This window comes from Pseudomonas sp. AC242 (genome assembly GCF_979258655.1).
Genome location: NZ_OZ409873.1, coordinates 2,779,970 through 2,797,996 on the forward strand (window position 1 = coordinate 2,779,970; position 18,027 = coordinate 2,797,996).

Annotated in this window: 18 protein-coding genes; 11 read left to right on the forward strand and 7 right to left on the reverse strand. The window is 59.1% G+C overall.

The annotated features are described in order from the left end of the window. The first annotated feature begins 110 nt into the window (after positions 1-110). On the forward strand, positions 111-881 hold the full coding sequence (locus ACZZ0A_RS12460; protein WP_007913110.1) for an APH(3')-II family aminoglycoside O-phosphotransferase: 771 nt from the start codon (positions 111-113) through the stop codon (positions 879-881). 110 nt (positions 882-991) lie between these two features. On the opposite strand, the gene ACZZ0A_RS12465 is transcribed toward ACZZ0A_RS12460, so the two are convergent. After that, positions 992-1,267: a DUF2798 domain-containing protein gene (locus ACZZ0A_RS12465; RefSeq protein WP_123376853.1), complete on the reverse strand. Its 276-nt coding sequence runs from the start codon at positions 1,265-1,267 to the stop codon at positions 992-994. A 123-nt stretch (positions 1,268-1,390) separates the two neighbouring features. Between ACZZ0A_RS12465 and ACZZ0A_RS12470 the strand changes: the two genes are divergently transcribed. From ACZZ0A_RS12470 to ACZZ0A_RS12480, 3 genes are all read left to right on the forward strand, one after another. Further along, entirely contained in the window at positions 1,391-2,317 is a 927-nt protein-coding gene (locus ACZZ0A_RS12470; protein WP_123376852.1) for a LysR family transcriptional regulator, read from the forward strand. 88 nt (positions 2,318-2,405) lie between these two features. After that, the gene (locus ACZZ0A_RS12475) at positions 2,406-3,482 is read left to right on the forward strand and encodes an alpha/beta hydrolase family protein (RefSeq protein WP_463543184.1); all 1,077 of its coding nucleotides are present in this window, start codon (positions 2,406-2,408) and stop codon (positions 3,480-3,482) included. A gap of 2 nt (positions 3,483-3,484) precedes the next feature. After that, positions 3,485-3,895 carry a GFA family protein gene (locus ACZZ0A_RS12480; protein ID WP_007913096.1) on the forward strand — a complete coding sequence of 137 codons (411 nt, stop codon included), beginning with the start codon at positions 3,485-3,487 and terminating at the stop codon, positions 3,893-3,895. Between the two features lie 59 nt (positions 3,896-3,954). Here the strand turns inward: ACZZ0A_RS12480 and ACZZ0A_RS12485 are convergent, their stop codons facing one another. After that, positions 3,955-4,830 (reverse strand): LysR substrate-binding domain-containing protein, encoded by an 876-nt coding sequence (locus tag ACZZ0A_RS12485; protein WP_463543185.1) that lies wholly within the window; start codon positions 4,828-4,830, stop codon positions 3,955-3,957. 166 nt (positions 4,831-4,996) lie between these two features. On the opposite strand from ACZZ0A_RS12485, the gene ACZZ0A_RS12490 reads away from it, so the two are divergent. The 4 genes from ACZZ0A_RS12490 (at position 4,997) to ACZZ0A_RS12505 (ending at position 10,354) form a co-directional block, all read left to right on the forward strand. Continuing rightward, entirely contained in the window at positions 4,997-5,617 is a 621-nt protein-coding gene (locus ACZZ0A_RS12490; RefSeq protein ID WP_463543186.1) for a LysE family translocator, read from the forward strand. Between the two features lie 111 nt (positions 5,618-5,728). Continuing rightward, entirely contained in the window at positions 5,729-6,568 is an 840-nt protein-coding gene (gene yghU, locus ACZZ0A_RS12495) for a glutathione-dependent disulfide-bond oxidoreductase (protein ID WP_463543187.1), read from the forward strand. Between the two features lie 274 nt (positions 6,569-6,842). Then, positions 6,843-9,020 (forward strand): TonB-dependent siderophore receptor, encoded by a 2,178-nt coding sequence (locus tag ACZZ0A_RS12500; protein WP_463543188.1) that lies wholly within the window; start codon positions 6,843-6,845, stop codon positions 9,018-9,020. A 140-nt stretch (positions 9,021-9,160) separates the two neighbouring features. Further along, complete coding sequence (locus tag ACZZ0A_RS12505) at positions 9,161-10,354, forward strand: GAF domain-containing sensor histidine kinase (RefSeq protein WP_007913086.1); 1,194 nt, start codon at positions 9,161-9,163, stop codon at positions 10,352-10,354. Here ACZZ0A_RS12505 and ACZZ0A_RS12510 read toward each other — a convergent pair. The 3 genes from ACZZ0A_RS12510 to ACZZ0A_RS12520 form a co-directional block, all read right to left on the reverse strand. Next, entirely contained in the window at positions 10,351-10,992 is a 642-nt protein-coding gene (locus tag ACZZ0A_RS12510) for a LysE family translocator (protein WP_007913084.1), read from the reverse strand. The two genes, ACZZ0A_RS12505 and ACZZ0A_RS12510, sit on opposite strands and share 4 nt — an antisense overlap. A gap of 739 nt (positions 10,993-11,731) precedes the next feature. Continuing rightward, positions 11,732-12,073, reverse strand: a complete 342-nt coding sequence (locus ACZZ0A_RS12515; RefSeq protein WP_007913083.1) for a hypothetical protein — start codon at positions 12,071-12,073, stop codon at positions 11,732-11,734. 86 nt (positions 12,074-12,159) lie between these two features. After that, the gene (locus ACZZ0A_RS12520; protein WP_414893597.1) at positions 12,160-12,804 is read right to left on the reverse strand and encodes an ATPase; all 645 of its coding nucleotides are present in this window, start codon (positions 12,802-12,804) and stop codon (positions 12,160-12,162) included. A 171-nt stretch (positions 12,805-12,975) separates the two neighbouring features. Between ACZZ0A_RS12520 and ACZZ0A_RS12525 the strand changes: the two genes are divergently transcribed. From ACZZ0A_RS12525 to ACZZ0A_RS12535, 3 genes are all read left to right on the forward strand, one after another. Beyond that, entirely contained in the window at positions 12,976-13,224 is a 249-nt protein-coding gene (locus tag ACZZ0A_RS12525; protein ID WP_123376844.1) for a hypothetical protein, read from the forward strand. 147 nt (positions 13,225-13,371) lie between these two features. Continuing rightward, entirely contained in the window at positions 13,372-14,529 is a 1,158-nt protein-coding gene (locus ACZZ0A_RS12530) for a GGDEF domain-containing protein (RefSeq protein WP_123376843.1), read from the forward strand. An 8-nt stretch (positions 14,530-14,537) separates the two neighbouring features. Further along, a complete protein-coding gene (locus ACZZ0A_RS12535; protein ID WP_123376842.1) occupies positions 14,538-15,032 on the forward strand; it encodes a PaaI family thioesterase in 495 nt (164 codons plus the stop codon). On the opposite strand, the gene ACZZ0A_RS12540 is transcribed toward ACZZ0A_RS12535, so the two are convergent. Next, complete coding sequence (locus tag ACZZ0A_RS12540; protein WP_007913077.1) at positions 15,029-15,475, reverse strand: hypothetical protein; 447 nt, start codon at positions 15,473-15,475, stop codon at positions 15,029-15,031. The two genes, ACZZ0A_RS12535 and ACZZ0A_RS12540, sit on opposite strands and share 4 nt — an antisense overlap. A 155-nt stretch (positions 15,476-15,630) precedes the next feature. Beyond that, the gene (locus tag ACZZ0A_RS12545; RefSeq protein WP_007913075.1) at positions 15,631-17,835 is read right to left on the reverse strand and encodes an OsmC domain/YcaO domain-containing protein; all 2,205 of its coding nucleotides are present in this window, start codon (positions 17,833-17,835) and stop codon (positions 15,631-15,633) included. Positions 17,836-18,027: the final 192 nt, after the last annotated feature.

The following is an 18,027-nucleotide window of genomic DNA, read 5'->3' on the forward strand; positions in this document are numbered from 1 at the left end:
CTCGGGGCGTTGGCGAAGTTTCGATGGATTTCTCCGCGCCGATTCTTGTTTGCGAACAAAACCGCCAGAGCGGCACAATGCGCACATCGATAATGACAAGGACAAAAGACATGGATTTCCCAGCAGCATGGCGCAGCCAATTTGCCGGTGCGGCCATTGAACAGCAGACCATTGGCGAATCGCGCGCTGATGTATGGCGGATCACGCCTGCCGGGGCTGCGCCGCAATTCGTCAAAACCGAACAGGTGATGACCTGGGGCGAGTTGCCCGGTGAAGTGCAGCGGTTACGCTGGATGGCGACTCAGGATTTGCCGGCGCCGCGAGTGCTCGACACCACCACGCAAGCGCAACACAACTGGCTGTTGATGACCGCCGTGGCCGGTCGCGATCTGGCCAGCAGCGAGCACCTCTCGCCGCAGCAGATCGTCACGCTCGCAGCCCAGGCGTTGCGCGCACTGCATGCGGTCGCGATCGACAGTTGCCCGTTCGATCATTGCCTGGAGCAGAAGATCACACGGGCCCGCGAACACCTGCTCGCCGGGCTGATCGATGAAGAAGACTTCGACGACTCGCGCCTCGGACAATCCGCCGAGGAAGTGTTCGAGCAGTTGCTCGCCACACGCCCGGCGCACGAGGATCTGGTGGTGACTCATGGCGATGCGTGCCTGCCCAACCTGCTCGCAGCCAATGGTCGTTTCAGCGGGTTTGTCGACTGCGGACGCCTGGGCGTTGCTGATCGTTATCAGGATTTGGCGTTGGCTGCGCACAGCATCACGGACAACCTCGGCGAGCAGTGGCTGCCCTTGTTTTTCGAGGTTTATGGCGTCGAGCCGGATCAGCAGCGGATCGCCTTTTATCAGTTGCTCGATGAATTTTTCTGAGACCCCAGGCCATTCGCGAGCAGGCTCGCTCCCACCGGGAATTGAGTTCCAATGTGGGAGCGAGCCTGCTCGCGAAGACGTCAGAACAGTCACTGCTGACGTGGCGGTTTTCAACAATGCGGATGCACTGTCCACGCGACCAGTTTGATCACGATCGGCCGCACGATGAGGATGCACAGGAACGCCGCAGGCATCGCCAGCTTGTAGGCGTGCAAGGCATTACCCAGGTAATCATTATCAATGCCGGAGTTGGCGGCAGTGATCACCAGCGACATCAGAAACGCCATGATCGTCGCCATGTACAACGCAAACACATAAGGCGTGGCGCGCGGCGACAGCTTTCGACGGCCAAGGATCATGGTTTCGGAATTTGTTGGTTGATTCATAAGGCGTTTCCATCCATTGACAGGGAGACCGCACGTTAGCAAAGCCCTCCGGCTGCAACTAGACGCTCAACCGCAGGTACTTTATAAAGCAGAACTTACGAATCAACCCTCAACGGGGCATGGATGAATCTGTTAGCGGCGATTGCCAGCTTTATCAAAGTGGTTGAAGCCGGCTCGATTGTCGGCGCCGCCAAGACCTTGGGCGTGAGCGCGGCGGCGGTGAGCCAGACGATCAATCGACTGGAGGCGCATCTCGGCGTGCGCCTGTTGCAGCGCACCACGCGCAGCATGGCGTTGACCGAAAACGGCGCGGTTTACTACGAGAAAGTTCGCCGTATTGCGGCGGACCTGGAAGCCGCGCAAAGCTCGATCAGCAGCGATGAAACCGAGTTGCAGGGCCGCTTGAGTATCGCGTCGACGTCTGCGTTCGGCCGCCATGTGCTGGCCTCGCTGATCGCCGGTTTCGCTGCTCGGCATCCGCGTCTGCTCATCGAACTCTCGACCACCAATGGCAAGATCAACCACATCCAGGACGGCATCGATCTGAGCCTGCGGATCAAACCGCAACTGGAGGACGGCATCGTCGCGCGCAAGATCGTTTCGCTGCCCTTCATCATGTGCGCCGCGCCGGCCTATCTACAACGCGCCGGTCGCCCGCAATCACCAGACGACCTGCAAAACCACGCTTGCCTGGCCTTTCGTTATCCCTTGGACGGGCGTTTTCTGCGCTGGAGTTTTACTCGCGACGGCCGGCGTTTCGATGCCCCGATCAATGCCACCGCCGTCAGTGATGACATCGATGCGCTGGCGCAAATGGCGGTCCACGGCGCCGGGGTCACCCGGCTGGCGGAGTTTGTCGCGGCACCTTATCTGGCGAGCGGGCAATTGGTGCCGCTGTTTGAACACAGCGACGCCACCCACTCCGTTGTCGAGCCGATGGACATCTACGCCTGCGTACAGGAACGCGCGGCGATGACGCCGAAGGTCAAAGCCTTTCTGGACTATCTGACAGCGCATCTGGCCACGCGCTGGCCGATGGAAAATGTTTAAGACGCAGGGATTAAAGAGGCTCGCTGAAGCGCGCGAAATCGGGCAAAGTTCACCTCGCCCATTCGGCCCATCACGGAAGATAACAACAATGAAAAAGTCTCTCGGCGCCTTGCTACTGATCTGCTTGAGCAGCCACGTATTCGCTGATACCCGACCCGTCGGTTTCCAGTACGCCACGCTGGCCGATCCGCGCAACGAGCGCCCGCTGGAAATGGTCGTCTGGTACCCGAGTGCGACCACGGATGCGACGCCCCAATTGTTCGGTGACAACCCGGTCTTCGTCGGCGCCCCTGCCGTGCTCGACGCCCCAGCCGCCAAGGGTGAGCATCCATTGGTGGTGATTTCCCACGGCAACGGCGGCAGCTGGATCAACCAGACGTGGCTGGCCAGTGCGCTGGCCCATCAGGGTTACATCGTCGCCGCGGTCAACCATCCCGGCACTACCAGCCGCGATCGCAGCCCGCAAGCAGCAGCGCAACTGTGGCAACGCCCCGTTGACCTCAGCCGTGCCATTGATGCGGTAACGGCGCAACCGGGTAAATTCGGTACGGTGGCCAAGGATCGAATTGCCGTTATCGGCCATTCTCTCGGTGGCTGGACGGTGCTGGAAAGCGGCGGCGCGCGCTTCGACCCCAAGCGCTTTGCCGACGACTGCAAAGTCCAAACGCAATTGATCAGTTGCACGGCGTATCAACAGATGAACACTGAAAGCACGGCGCAATCGAAAGCTCAGCTCGCCGCCGATTGGCGTGACAAGCGCATCACTGCCGTGGTGTCACTGGACCTGGGGCTGTCGCGCGGGATGACCGATGCAAGCCTGGCGACCTACCCCGTACCGATCCTGGTGATCGCCGCCGGCGTACCGTCGAAAGAACTGCCCGCGCAACTGGAATCCGTCGACCTCGCCAAACGCCTGCCGAAAACCTCATCGCGCTTCGTCGAAATCAGCGATGCCAGCCATTTCACCTTTATGGCGATCTGCAAACCTGGCGCCGTGGCCATACTCGACAAAGACGTACCGGGCGACAGCATCATCTGCACCGATGGCGAGGGTGGCCGTCCACGCGCGGTGATTCAGCAGCAAGTGATTTCCCTGATTACCGGGTTTCTGGCGCAGTCACCCGACAGCCTGAAACACGCCATCACTTATAAGGACTCCCAATAATAATGCTCACGCCCTCCCCTCAAACCTTCCGGGGCAGTTGCCTGTGCGGTACGGTGAAATACCAGATCCGCTCACGGCCCAAAGCACTTTCGCACTGCCACTGCAGCCAGTGCCGCAAAAGCCATGGTGCGGCATTTGCCAGCTATGGCAGCGTGCTGCGCCAGAATCTGGAATTGCTGGCGGGGGCCGATCAAGTCAAGTCTTACCGTTCTTCTGAAGCGGTACAGCGCCAGTTCTGCTCGCACTGCGGCTCGTCACTGTTCTGGGCGCGTGATGAGGGTGAGCACAGGGAATGGATTTCGGTCGCGCTGGGCACGCTGGACACAACGTTCACCAGCGAAAAACAGCAACACGTCGAAGTGACGTCGAAGGCGCCGTGGTTTGAAATCAAGGATCAATGGCCGCAGCGCTGAGTTGAGCTGATTGTGCGCCAAGCGTTAACAGGTTCGTTGCAGCAGCTCTGTTCAGGAGGTCAGCGATGAGAACGGCACACGTTCATCGCTTCAGTCAGCCACACTCGGAAGGCGGTGCTGTTGGCGCAGCTTTCGAACGGCCGTGGCGATAGCAAGCAGTAGGTCGATCCGTCCTGCGTAAAACCGAACGGTGCGATCAATTGCCCGGACTCCAGCTCACTTTGCACCATCAGAAAAGACGCCATGCCGATGCCCTGGCCGGCCAATGCTGCCTGGATGCACAGATAGAAATGTTCGTAGTCGACGCGACTGCCGTCCGGTACGCCTTGGCCGACAAGCCGCAGCCAGTTGTCCCATGCCAGCGGACGCGTTTTGCTGCGTAACAGGCAGGCGCCGCGCAAATCAGCGGACTCGGGCTTTTTCGAGGGCAGGCAAACCGGGCCTATCCACTCCTGGCAAATCGTCACGGCATGAACCGATTCGTCCCAGTGAAAATCGTCTCGGCGGATCGCCAGGTCAGCACCTGAGCGGGCGAAGTCGATCGGCCCTCCGGCAGTCAGCAGTTGCACCTGAATGTGCGGGTGGCTGCGGTGAAAGTCGGGCAGACGCGGGATCAGCCATTTCATGGCGATGGTCGGCTCGCAAGACACCACCAGCACATCGTCATGGCGCTCTTGATGCAAACGATAAACCACCCCTTCCAACTGCTCGAACATCGGTCGAGTGACCTCGAACAACAGGCGACCGGCCTGATTGAGAAAGATCGCCCGGTTGCGCCGTTCAAACAACTCGACCCCGATCGCCTCCTCCAGCAAACGCACCTGACGGCTCACCGCGCCGTGAGTGACGTGCAACTGTTGCGCGGCTTTGACGAAACTCTGGGTCTGCGCGGCGGTGTTGAAAAAACGAAAGGCAGCCAATGGGGGCAAGTTCATATAGACGACGATTTCTCACAGATTTACGCGACTATAAATCGTTTTTTCTGCAGACGACAATTCTTCATCATTTGCGCCAAACGCTGTACTGATCACGATCCGGGTCGCGTCATGCAGCGCGACATCTGTGAGTTAACGTAGCGCAAATAATGACTGGAGAATGTTGATGAATGAGTTGTTTCTGATGATCGCCATCACGATGTTGGCGGTGATCAGCCCTGGCCCGGACTTTGCCATGGTCACCCGCAACAGTTACGCGTTCGGGCGACGCAGTGGCTTGATGGCGGCGCTGGGCATCGCCTGTGGCGTGCAGGTTCATGTGCTCTACACGGTGTTTGGCGTGGCCGTGATCATCACGCAGTCGCCCTTGTTGTTTATGGCGATGAAACTGCTGGGCGGCGGATACCTGGTTTATCTGGGCATCAAATCTTTTACCAATACCTCGGTGATGACGTTTGCGGACGCTGGCGGCTCGGCCCCCTCAGCCTGGGCGGTGTTTCGCAGCGGTTTTCTGACCAATGCACTGAATCCGAAAACCATGTTGTTTGTCGTCGCGGCATACAGCCAGTTTGTTCAGGCCGGTAGCTCGCTCGCCATTAACTTCGCGTACGGATTGTTTATGTCGCTGGCCCACTGGGTGTGGTTCAGTCTGGTCGCGTTGTTCTTCTCCACAGAGGGATTGCGCCGCCGCATGCTGGAAAAACAGCGAGTCATTGACCGGGTGATTGGCACCGCCCTGATTGGCCTTGCCGCATGTTTATTGATTCCGGGGATTGGCCAGTCTTGAATGCAGGGGACATTTGGCCTGGCGACCTCTGGATTACACAGCGAGTTCTGTGGTGTCCTGTCTCTTATCAGCGAGGTATTTTTTCCACTTGCCAACGAAGAGGCCCCTTAGATGAGCAAAGCGCCGTATGTTCCGCCCCAGGTCTGGAAAAACGAAGCCCCGTCAGGAGGACAGTTCGCCAGTATCAATCGACCGATTGCCGGCCCCACCCATGACAAGACGCTGCCAGTCGGCAAACATCCGCTGCAGCTCTACTCGCTGGCCACGCCCAACGGCGTCAAAGTCACGATTCTGCTGGAAGAGCTGCTAGCGCTGGGACACAGCGCTGCCGAATACGATGCCTGGCTGATTCGCATTGGCGAAGGCGATCAGTTCTCCAGCGGTTTTGTCGAGATCAACCCCAACTCGAAAATCCCGGCGCTGCTGGACCGGAGCGTTGAGCCGCCGATTCGTGTGTTCGAATCCGGTTCGATCCTGCTGTATCTGGCCGAAAAGTTCGGCGCCTTCCTGCCGAAAGACCCGGCCGGCCGCACCGAAACCTTGAATTGGCTGTTCTGGCAAATGGGCGCCGCGCCGTACCTGGGCGGTGGTTTCGGGCATTTCTATGCCTATGCGCCGGAAAAGATGGAGTATCCGATCAACCGCTTCACCATGGAAGCCAAGCGCCAACTGGATGTGCTCGATCGGCGCCTGGCCGAAAGCGCCTACCTGGCCGGCGACAGCTACACCATCGCCGACATCGCGGTCTGGCCGTGGTACGGGCAACTGGTGCGCAACAACGTTTATTCCGCCGCCGAGTTTCTCGCGGCGCACGAATACACGCATGTGCAGCGCTGGGCCGAAGACATCGCCAAACGGCCGGCAGTCGTTCGTGGGCAACGCGTCAATCGCACGTGGGGCGATGAAGCGACTCAAGTGCCCGAGCGGCACGACGCCAGCGATCTGAACTGACAACCCTGTTCGTCATATTCACCCACTGAGCACGCCCCTCAGCAGCGCCGGTCACCGAACTTTGTGACCGGTCTGCTACATCTCATTTGCCCCCCAAAAAACCACGACTCTGCGCCAACCCGCGCCGCAGAGCGGTCAGCCAATTGTGAAAAATTCGTTAACTAACTGAGCCGTACGCCTTTCTTCACCCGGAATGATCTGACACACTAATGCGAATAATTCCTACACGCACTCGCACTGGATTCGTTTTCGTATCATTTGGGGAAGCAGATTGATGTCGTTTCGCACCATTCACCGCCGTTCAAACCGTTCACCTAACCTGTTGGCGCTCGCCATCTGCATGGCCAGCATCGCACCGGCACTGGCCGACGAGACAACGCCCGCCACGCCTGAAAAAACCGCGCCGACCACGCTGGAACTGGATGCGACGGAAATCGGCGCCACGCAGATGAGCAGCACCACCGAGGACACCCAGTCTTACACCACTGGCCCGATGCGGACGGCGACCAAGCTGTCGCTGACCATGCGCGAAACGCCTCAGGCGGTGACGGTGATCACCCGTCAGCGCATGGACGACCAGAACATGACCAGCATCAACGATGTGGTGCAAGGCACGCCGGGACTGTTCCTCAGTCAGGCCAGCGGCCCAGGGCGGCAGACGTACAGTTCACGCGGTTTCGACATCGACACCATCATGTACGACGGCTTGCCGAGTTCCTACTCGCCGTTCTCGATGGCGGTGCAACCGAACCTGGCGATGTTCGATCGCGTCGAAATCGTCCGCGGTGCGACTGGCCTGGTCACCGGTGCCGGCAACCCTTCGGCGGCGATCAACCTGGTGCGCAAACGTCCGACCGCCGATCAACGCGTCACCCTCACTGGCGCCGCCGGCAGTTGGGATGACTACCGTGGCGAGATCGACGCCTCCAGCCCGTTGAACGAAAGTGGCACCCTGCGTGGCCGCGTGGTCAGTTCCTACCAGGGCGCCGACAGCTTCCGCGACAAGGAAGAAAACGATCATGGTTTGTTCTACGCCATCGGTGAAGCCGACCTGAGCGACAGCACCACCGCGACCCTCGGCTTCTCGCGGCAGAATGAGCAAACCAACTATTTCTGGGGCGGCCTGCCGATTGGCACCAACGGCCATCACCTCGATCTGCCCCGCTCCACCTACCCGGGTACCGACTGGGAAAACCGCAAGCTGCAAATCGACACCGTGTTCGGTGAAGTCGAGCATCGCTTCGACAATGACTGGAAACTGCACGTCGCCGGCTCGTCCTCGACCCTCGACGGCGAGTTCTCCGGGACTTACCTGTCGCGTTACGCGGGCCCGCTGGAAACCACCGCTTATCAATCCCATCACACCGACAAGCAACACTCGCTCGACGTGTTTGCCAGCGGCCCGTTCGAAGCGTTCGGCCGCAGCCACGAACTGGTGGTCGGCGCCAGCAACCGCGTATATGACGCGACCACCAAGGAATACGATCCGTACACCACGGCCTGGCCGATTGGCGCGCCCAAGCCTGACTTCGTCCGTGACGGCAAGACCCGCAACGTCACCACCCAGGACGCGGTGTACCTGACCACCCGCCTGAGCCTGGCCGATCCGCTGACGCTGATCCTCGGCGGCCGTCTCGACTGGTACGACTACGATGACCGCTCCGGCGATGGCGATTACAAGGTCACTCGTAACGTCACTCGCTATGCCGGTCTGATCTACAAACTCGACGACCATCACTCGGTGTACGCCAGCTATACCGACATCTTCACCCCGCAAACCCAGAAGGACCTCGGTGGCAAGGTGCTCGAGCCGATCGTCGGCGAAAACTACGAGGTGGGCATCAAGGGCGAGTACTTCAACGGCGCCCTCAACGCCAGTCTGGCCGTGTTCCAGATGGACCAGACCGGCCGCGCCACCCTGGCCGACAATCAGTTCGGTTGCCCGGTCCTGACCTGCTACGGGTCATCGGGCAAGATCCGCAGCCAAGGCGTGGACATGGAACTGCAAGGCGCGCTGACCGACAACTGGCAGGTCGGCGCCGGCTACACCTACACCCGCGCGCACTACATCAAAGACGAGAACCCGACGAACAACAATCAGCGTTTCGATACCGACACGCCTGAGCATCTGTTCAAGGTCTCCACCGTGTACCGCTTCCAGGGTCCGCTGCAACACCTGCGCGTGGGTGGCAACGTCTACTGGCAGAGCCGCATGTACAACGATGTCGCCCTGGCCAATAACGGCAGCTACCGCCTCGAACAGGGTGGCTACGCCGTCACTGATTTGATGGCCGGGTACGAGGTCAACAAACACCTGGATCTTCAGGTTAACGCGAACAATATCTTTGACCGCGTCTACTACTCCGCCATCGGCTCCAATGTCACGTGGGGTTCCAACGACAACTATGGCAACCCGCGCAGCTACATGCTGACCGCCAAATACAAGTTCTGAGTCACTGACGTTCTGATCAGCAGCAATAAACAAGGGCGCCGGGGACATCCACGGCGCCCTTGTACTTTCTGGCCTCTTCATTAGTCATAAGCAGTAAGAACCGTTAGTCTCTGAGCGAACTCTTCACGAAGCATCGCGCTATGACCAATCCGGCCTTTACCCCCGACATCGACGCGATCCGCAGCATTGAAGCTGTTCCGGTCATCCTGAGCATGGTCAAGCACCTCACGGGCATGCGTTTCGCTGCGGTAGCGCGGGTCACCGAAAGCAACTGGGTGGCGTGCGCCGTCGATGACTCTATTGATTTCGGGCTCAAACCCGGTGGCGAGCTGGTACTTGAATCGACTATCTGCCACGAGATACGCCAGCATCAACAACCGGTGATTTTCGGGCACGCCAGTGCGCACCCGGTCTTTTCGCTGCACCACACGCCGAAAACCTATGGCCTGGAAAGCTACATCTCCATTCCCATCGTCAAAGCCAATGGCGACTTCTTCGGCACTCTGTGCGCTATCGACTCGGTCCCGGCCAATATCGACGAACCGGCCATTACCAAAACACTGACCTTGTTCGCTCAATTGATCGCCATGAACCTGGACACGCAACGCCATCTGGAAGCGACCCAAATCGAGCTGGACAACGCCAATGAACTCGGGCGCCTGCGCGAGCAATTCATCGCCGTACTCGGCCACGACTTGCGCACACCACTGAGCGCCGTGCGCATGAGCGCCGACCTGCTGCAAAGCAAAACCGAAGACAAGCGCTCGCTCAACCTGATTGCGGCGATCCGCAATAGCTCGGTGCGCATGGGCGTGCTGATCGAAAACATCCTTGACTTTGCCCGAGGACGTCTGGGCGGCGGGATTCCGGTGCAGCGCAAGCTGGTGGACGACTTGCAGCACACCCTGCAATTGACCCTTGCCGAGGTTCAGGCGTCCCATCCGCAGGCGAAATTCATTCATGAACTGGATGTGCCGGCAGGCGTCTATTGCGATGTGCTACGGATCAGCCAATTGCTTTCCAATCTGCTGGGCAATGCGGTTACCCACGGCTCGAACAGCACACCGATCGTCCTCAATGCTTGTGCAGAAAACGACGAGATCGTGATTTCCCTGACCAATCAGGGCACGCCGATTTCAGCGCAGCTGATGCCACTGCTGTTCGAACCGTTTTCCCGCGCCGAAGCCGGGCAGCGTTGCGAGGGTTTGGGGTTGGGACTTTATATCGCGTCGCAGATAGCGACGGCGCACAACGGCACCTTGAGCGTGACCTCAAGCGCCGAGTTGGGAACCTGCTTCGTGGCGAGATTCCCGGCCCGGTTCAAATGGGTTTAAGCCGCCTGCCGACGCATCGTCAGAATCGCTGCGCCAAAACCGATAAACGTTGAACCGACCACACGACTGACCCAACGGGACAACGCCGGCCGGGTCAGCACGCCCTTGGCGCGGGAAGCCAACGCGGCGTACACGCTCAGTGACGACACCGACAACGCCATGAAGATCGAAGTCAGGATCAGAAACTGCGGCAACAGCGCGGCGCCCTGATCAATGAACTGCGGAAACAATGCGGTAAAAAACATCGTCGCCTTGGGATTGGTCACCGCCGTCAGGAACGCCGACTTGTACAACTTGCCGCGAGTCGGCCGCACCATGCTCGCCTCCCCCTCGACACCCTCCGGCAGCATCGGGCCCTTCTTGAACAGCTGCTTGACCCCGAGGTAGAACAGATACCCGGCCCCGATGATTTTTACCGCATTGAACAGAATTTCCGAACTGGCCAACAACGCACCCAGCCCCAACATCGCCGCAGCCGACAGACAGAACAAACCACTGGCATTGCCCAGCGAAGACCAGATCGTGCTGCGCTGCCCATGCGCGAGACTGTTATTGATCGCCATCAAAGTCGCCGGCCCGGGGCTGGCGATGGCAATTGCGGCGACCAGAGTGAAGGTCAATATCGAGTGAGAATCCATTTCCGCTGCTCGCATAAGTGAAGTCGCCGCATGTTACAGCAACCTGCTGCATAGCCCAGATCAAAAGCCCCTCACCCTAGCCCTCTCCCAAAGGGAGAGGGGACTGACGATGGTGTTTGGGAGAGTTACGCCGACGTGCGATACCGCGTTGAACTCAGATTTTGAAAAGCCCACAAATCGGCTCCCTCTCCCTCGGGAGAGGGCTGGGCGGGCGGCGTTCCGATGAAGGGCAGCAACAACGCAAATCAAAAGCCGAACACCCGCGCCCTTCACCACTCAATAGGCCGAGTATCAGCTCGCCTGCTCTTGATCTTGATCCACGGGCGACGTCGGAAGGCTGAGTGGAGGGATTGATCCGGGCGTGGGAGCGCAGCGACCGTTTGGCGCAGCCAAACACAGCGGGAGTAGGTGCAGCGAAGCAAACCGGAGACGCTGCGCCCGGATCGATCCCGCAGCGAAGGAACCCCGAGCCCCAGCGAGCGGGCCGCACGCAGGAGCAAGCGTTTTTTGCTTACTTTTTTTGGCGTTTGAAAAAAAGTGAGTCGCCGTAAGGGCGAAACCGTAATAAGCCATCACCGCAGCAACGGATATTCACAAAGAACACCCCGAGCATGGTCGGCCCAAAGGCCGCCAAGCCCAAACAAAAAAAAGCCCCGCAACCACATCAGGGCGCGAGGCAAAAAATTGGTTGGTTGCGGCCAACCAAAGGAGCTCAGTCAAATCCATACAAAAGCGAAAATCAGATGCAATCCTGCGCCGCCCGCTCAAAACTCGAAGGCAAAAGATTCGAAGCCAACAAATGCCGCTCGTAAATAAACACCTTGCCGCCATTACCCGCCTTGTACGCCTCAAGCACGTTGTCAGCAGAAATCTTGCTCGGCACCACAATCCGGTAACTACGCTGAGTCTGCGAAACCGTCGGGTTCAACGCACTGCCCTGCAACTTCGGCACAACACAATCGGCGTACTGCGCAGGCGTCTTGCTGGTCTGCAAAGTAAGGCTCGGGTTATTCGGCGCCGAAGCACAACCGGCGAGCAACAAAGAAGCAAAGGCCAAAGCAGGCACAAATAAAAGACGCATCGGTGTCATCCTGAAAATAAAGGTTCGGTTCAACCGGCAACGGTTCAGCCTCACGGAGCCGCCGTCGCCATTTATGTTTTAAGTGATCAGCTCGACGCCACCAGCGCCTTGAGCGACACATCGAATTGCTTCAAGGCGTTGAGTTGCAAGTCACGCTGCCTGTCGATTTGTGCAGCAATGGCCGGTGCCGCTTGGTTATGCACCCACACCGAGGGCAGCTGTTTCTCAACGGCGCCTTCAGCCTTGCCGATGTATTGCAGGTCGGCGTCGTAGAAACGTGCGGTGAAACGCGCTTCGACCAGGCTGTTTTGCTGCGTCAGCAAACGATTGAAGGTGTCGAGTTTCACCACGATGTCCGGATGCGCCTGTACCAACGCATCAAGGTTGTCGTAAACGGTCACGGACAAGAACTGCTGTTGCAGCGAACTTACCAGCCAGTCGATGGCCAATTCCGGATCGGAACTGCTGACAAAGGCTGCTCGAATCCGCGAATCCAGCGCACCTTTCGCACCGTTGACCGCCATGTCGTGGTAACGCCCAAGGTATTGCAGGTTGTCCAGCGTGTTCTCACTGAGCAACACGCCCACGGTCTGCGAATGCTGCAACGTCGCGCTGCTGCCGGTGATGGTCTGGAAGTGACACGACCCGGTGTCGGCTGCGTAAGTCGGTGCTGTGAACAGTGCGCCGCCTGCCAGCAGGGCGACCAAAGCCAGTCGGGTCATAGTCTTCATCGCGCAGATTCCTTGAGCGGCGTGTTCGATGGAGGCGATTTTCCGCCGATTGCCGCCAAAGCAGAACTTGCGTTTCTTGATGGTCACTATTACTTCTAGCAATAGTTGCGCGACGTGCAGACTGATACACACTCAATCACAACGAGAAAAACATGAAATGAGGAGTTCGCCTTGAGAACGTTTGACCTGATCCGTGACGCCGTTCTGCCCGATTTCCGCGAGCGCGTGGCCGAGTATCTGGTTCAGTACGAAAGCGTATTGCTGAACAAAGACGCGACCGACCGGCAGCTCATCAAAGACACCGCTAACCAGTTGCGCGGCTACCTGCGCGGGCTCAACACCACGCGGGTGCTGGGTATGGCGTATTGGGAAGAACTGGATCGTCGAGTCGTCGACACTTGGCTCACGCCCGAGCAATGACCGATCGGCACGGTGATCAGGGCGGCGGTCAGCAACCGCGCCCTCCCCGCTGCCAATGGTCTGCGCGGCAACACGACCGCTGCGAAAAAGCCGCCCGAACGCTTACAATCGCCGGTCTCACCGCCAATCAGACAGGCTCATCCAGAAATGCCGCTCGACCCACCTACGATGCTGACCATTTCCATCGCCCTCGCAGCCGCCGCCGCGCTGTATCTGGCGATCGAGTGGCGCAGCATTCGTGAGCCTTCGCTACTGTTCTGGAGCGCCGGTTTCGCCACCATCACCGTCGGTTCCACCCTGGCTCTGCTGCGCAGCAGCGGCTTTTTGCTGATCGGCATCTGGTTCGCCAACGGCTTGCTGGTGACCGCGCACTTCCTGTTCCTGCTCGGCGTGGCGCGCTTCACCCAGATCCGACTGTCGCCGGCCTGGTATCTGATCTTCGCCACTTGGCTGGTCATGCTGTTGTTGCCGGACGGGCCGCTGTGGTCGAAGGTCATGCTGGCGGCCAATTCGCTGCTGGTGGCGCTGTCGACCCTCAAGGCCAGTTCACTGCTGCGCCCCCACGGCAAGTCGCTGAGCGTCGGTGCGGTGCAGTTGCGTTACGTCCTGCTCGGTCACGGGATCTTCTACGTGGCCAAAGCCCTGACCGTGGTGATCCCCGGCACGTTGATCGATCTGGCGGCGTTTCGGGGCGAGATCATTCAGATTTCTCTGGTCGAGGGTGCGATGGCAATCATGTTGATCGCCCTGTCGATGACCGGCACCGAACGTTACCGTCGGGAAAAACAGATCGCCCGCCTCGCCGAGCGCGACCCGCTGACGGCCCTGTACAACCGCCGCGCCCTGGAAAAACGCGCACCGCGCTTGCTCGAACACGTATCGCCGGAGCATCCCGGCGCCCTGCTGCTGATCGACATCGACAATTTCAAACTGGTCAACGACCAGTACGGCCATACCGCCGGGGATCGTTTGCTGATCGCAATGAGCGAGATGATCCGCTCGGTGCTGCCGCGCAATGCGCTGACAGCGCGCCTGGGCGGTGACGAGTTTGTCATCCTGCTCAACAGCGCATCGAGTGAGCGCGTCATGCAACTGGGCAACACACTGCGCGAGCAGTTTCTGAGCACCACTTCACAGACATTCCCCACTACTGCCGCCGTGACACTGAGCATCGGCGCCAGCCTGTTCGACAAACCGCCAGCCAACCTCACCGCGCTGATCGAGCAAGGCGACGCCGCCCTCTACGAATCGAAACGCGGCGGGCGCAATCGCTTGCGCCTGACCGGACTCACCACGCCAGGATAATAAAAACCATGTCCAGCCTCGATACTCCTCTGCAAGACCTCGCCGCGCCCGAAGGCGTCTGCTACGGCTGCGGCGGCCGCAACCCGCACGGCCTCCACGTCAAAAGCCATTGGCATGAAGACGGCGTGCACGTCATTGCCGAACACCTGCCGGAGGCCAAATACTGCGGCTGGCCGGATCTGGTCTACGGCGGGCTGATCGCGATGCTGGTCGACTGCCATTCCAACTGGACGGCGATGGCGTATCACTACCGCGCGGAAAACCGCGAGCCTGGCAGCCTGCCGCGTATCGACTGCGTCACCGGCAACCTTGGGATCAAATTCATCAAACCGACACCGATGGGCGTGCCGCTGACTCTGCGCGCGAAAGTCGAGGGTGACGTCGGGCGCAAGACCCGGGTGATCTGTGAGGTGTTTGCCGGGGACGTGTTGACGGCGGTGGGTGACTCGGTGTTTGTGCGAGTGGATACCGAGCTGCTGGCGAATGCGGCGCATGGTCGTTAAGCGTTAGAAGACCGTTTGAGCACCGCAGTCGAGACCCGTGGCACGATCATCCTTTCGATCAGCGCCACCACCTCTTTAGCGCCATAGCAGCGGAATTTGACGCTACCAGCGTCGGTGTCCAGACGGATGATCTTGGTGAAGAATCCACCTTCGTTGGCGACAGCGCGGATCATACCGATCGGAATCTCGATGTCTAACGTACCGTCCTGAACCATGCGATTCAGGGCGTTGGCATTGAGGTGAACCGCCGTTTTGGTCAGCACCATCTTCCCACCGACCCACAGACCGCCATAAGCTTGCTTGAACGACTCCATGACCCCGGCCACCACGTCGACATTGCCGGCGCCAACAGCATCGTAAAACTCACCCACCTCCTCGTAATTCACCTCGACATCAGCTACCAGAAAGTTGACCAGTTTGGACTTTACAATCTTTTCCGACATTTACACTTCTCCCTGATTTTAAATCATCGTCCGTGACTTCAGACGCTCGTGGCAAATTCTAGCACTTGGCCACTACTCACCTATAAGACATTCACACGATTCAAGACTTGCAGGTAAAAAAAGCACCCGAGGGTGCTTTTGTTCTAGCGCAGATATCAGCGCGACAAAGCCGTCACATTCGCCCGCGCTGTGTGCAACTTCTTATAGCTTTCGATCAAGCGCAAATGCCGATCCAGCCCTTCCAGCTTCATGCTGGTCGGCGTCAGGCCATAGAAGCGCACGCTGCCATTGACCGAGCCAATCGCCGCGTCCATGCGCTCGTCACCGAACATCCGGCGGAAGTTGGCTTCGTAGTCTTCCAGCTCGAGGTCTTCGTCGAGTTCCATCTCCAGCACCACGTTGACCGCTTGATAGAACAAGCCGCGCTCAACGGTGTTGTCGTTGTACTGCAGGAACGCTTCGACCAGATCCTTGGCCTGTTCGTACTTCTGCAGGGCGAGGCAGATCAGCAGGCGCAGTTCCAGAATGGTCAGCTTGCCCCACGGCGTGTTGTCGTCGAACTCGACGCCGATCAGCGTGGTGATCTCGGTGTAATCGTCCTGCTCGCTGTTTTCCAGGCCTTGGGCGAGGTTGCGCAGGCCGACCTTGCTGAGGTTGTGCAGGTTGAGGATGTCGGCGCGAAATTGCAGGGCTTTGTTGGTGTTGTCCCAGATCAGGTCCTCGACCGGGTAGATCTCCGAGTAGTCCGGCACGAGGATGCGGCAAGCCTTGGCGCCGATGTGCTCATAGACCGCCATGTAGACTTCTTTGCCCATGTCTTCGAGGATGCCGAACAGCGTTGCGGCTTCTTCGGCGTTGGAGTTTTCACCCTGGCCTGAGAAGTCCCACTCGACGAATTCGAAATCTGGTTTGGCACTGAAAAAGCGCCACGAAACCACACCGCTGGAATCGATAAAGTGCTCAACGAAGTTGTTCGGTTCAGTGACGGCCTGACCGGAGAACGTCGGCTGCGGCAGATCGTTGAGGCCTTCGAAACTGCGGCCCTGCAGCAGTTCGGTGAGGCTGCGTTCCAGCGCCACTTCCAGGCTCGGGTGGGCGCCGAACGAGGCAAATACGCCGCCGGTGCGCGGGTTCATCAGGGTCACGCACATCACCGGGAACTCACCGCCCAGCGACGCGTCCTTGACCAGCACCGGGAAGCCCTGCTCTTCCAGGCCTTTGATGCCGGCGAGGATGCTCGGGTATTTCTCCAGTACTTCTTGCGGTACGTCCGGCAGGGCCATTTCGCCTTCGAGGATTTCGCGTTTGACCGCGCGCTCGAAGATCTCCGACAGGCACTGCACCTGCGCTTCGGCTAGGGTGTTGCCGGCGCTCATGCCGTTGCTGAGGTAGAGGTTTTCGATCAGGTTGGACGGGAAGTACACCACTTCATTGTCCGACTGGCGCACAAACGGCAGCGAGCAGATGCCACGCTGGGTGTTGCCGGAGTTGGTGTCGAACAGGTTCGAGCCGCGCAGCTCGCCGTCACGGTTGTAAATCTTCAGGGTGTAGTCGTCGAGGATCTCGCTCGGCAACTCGTCTTTCGGGCCCGGTTTGAACCACCGCTCGTCCGGGTAGTGGACGAATTCGGCGTTGGCGATTTCTTCGCCCCAGAACTGATCGTTGTAGAAGAAGTTGCAGTTCAGACGTTCGATGAACTCGCCCAGCGCCGAGGCCAGTGCGCCTTCTTTGGTCGCGCCCTTGCCGTTGGTGAAGCACATCGGCGAATGCGCATCACGGATATGCAGCGACCAGACATTGGGCACGATGTTGCGCCACGAAGCGATTTCGATCTTCATGCCCAAGTCGGCCAAAATTCCCGACATGTTGGCGATGGTCTGTTCCAGCGGCAGGTCCTTACCGGCGATGAAGGTGCCTGCGTCCGAGCCGGCCACCGGCATCAACAGCGCCTGGGCATCGGCGTCGAGGTTGTCGACTTCTTCGATGATGAATTCCGGACCGGTCTGCACGACCTTCTTCACCGTGCAGCGGTCGATGGAACGCAGGATGCCCAAACGATCTTTCTCGGAGATATCCGCCGGCAACTCGACCTGGATCTTGAAGATCTGGTTGTAGCGGTTTTCCGGGTCGACGATGTTGTTCTGCGACAGACGAATGTTTTCCGTGGGGATGTTGCGCGTGTCGCAGTACAACTTCACAAAGTACGCCGCACACAACGCCGACGACGCCAGAAAGTAATCGAACGGCCCCGGTGCCGAACCATCGCCCTTGTAGCGAATGGGCTGATCGGCGATCACCGTGAAGTCGTCGAACTTGGCTTCAAGTCGAAGGTTGTCGAGAAAGTTGACCTTGATTTCCATGCGGGATTACCAGAATACGGCTAAACGAATGGGCGCCATTATCCGGTTTTTGCGCGGGAAGTCTTGCCCTTTCGGGAATCGCCGCTGATCGGCGCGCTGCACTCGGGGAGGCAAATCACGCGGGCTTCACTACGCTTTCAATGCAGTCGCCGAGAAGAATCTGAACATTGCGCCCGCGCCGTGGTTCTAGAT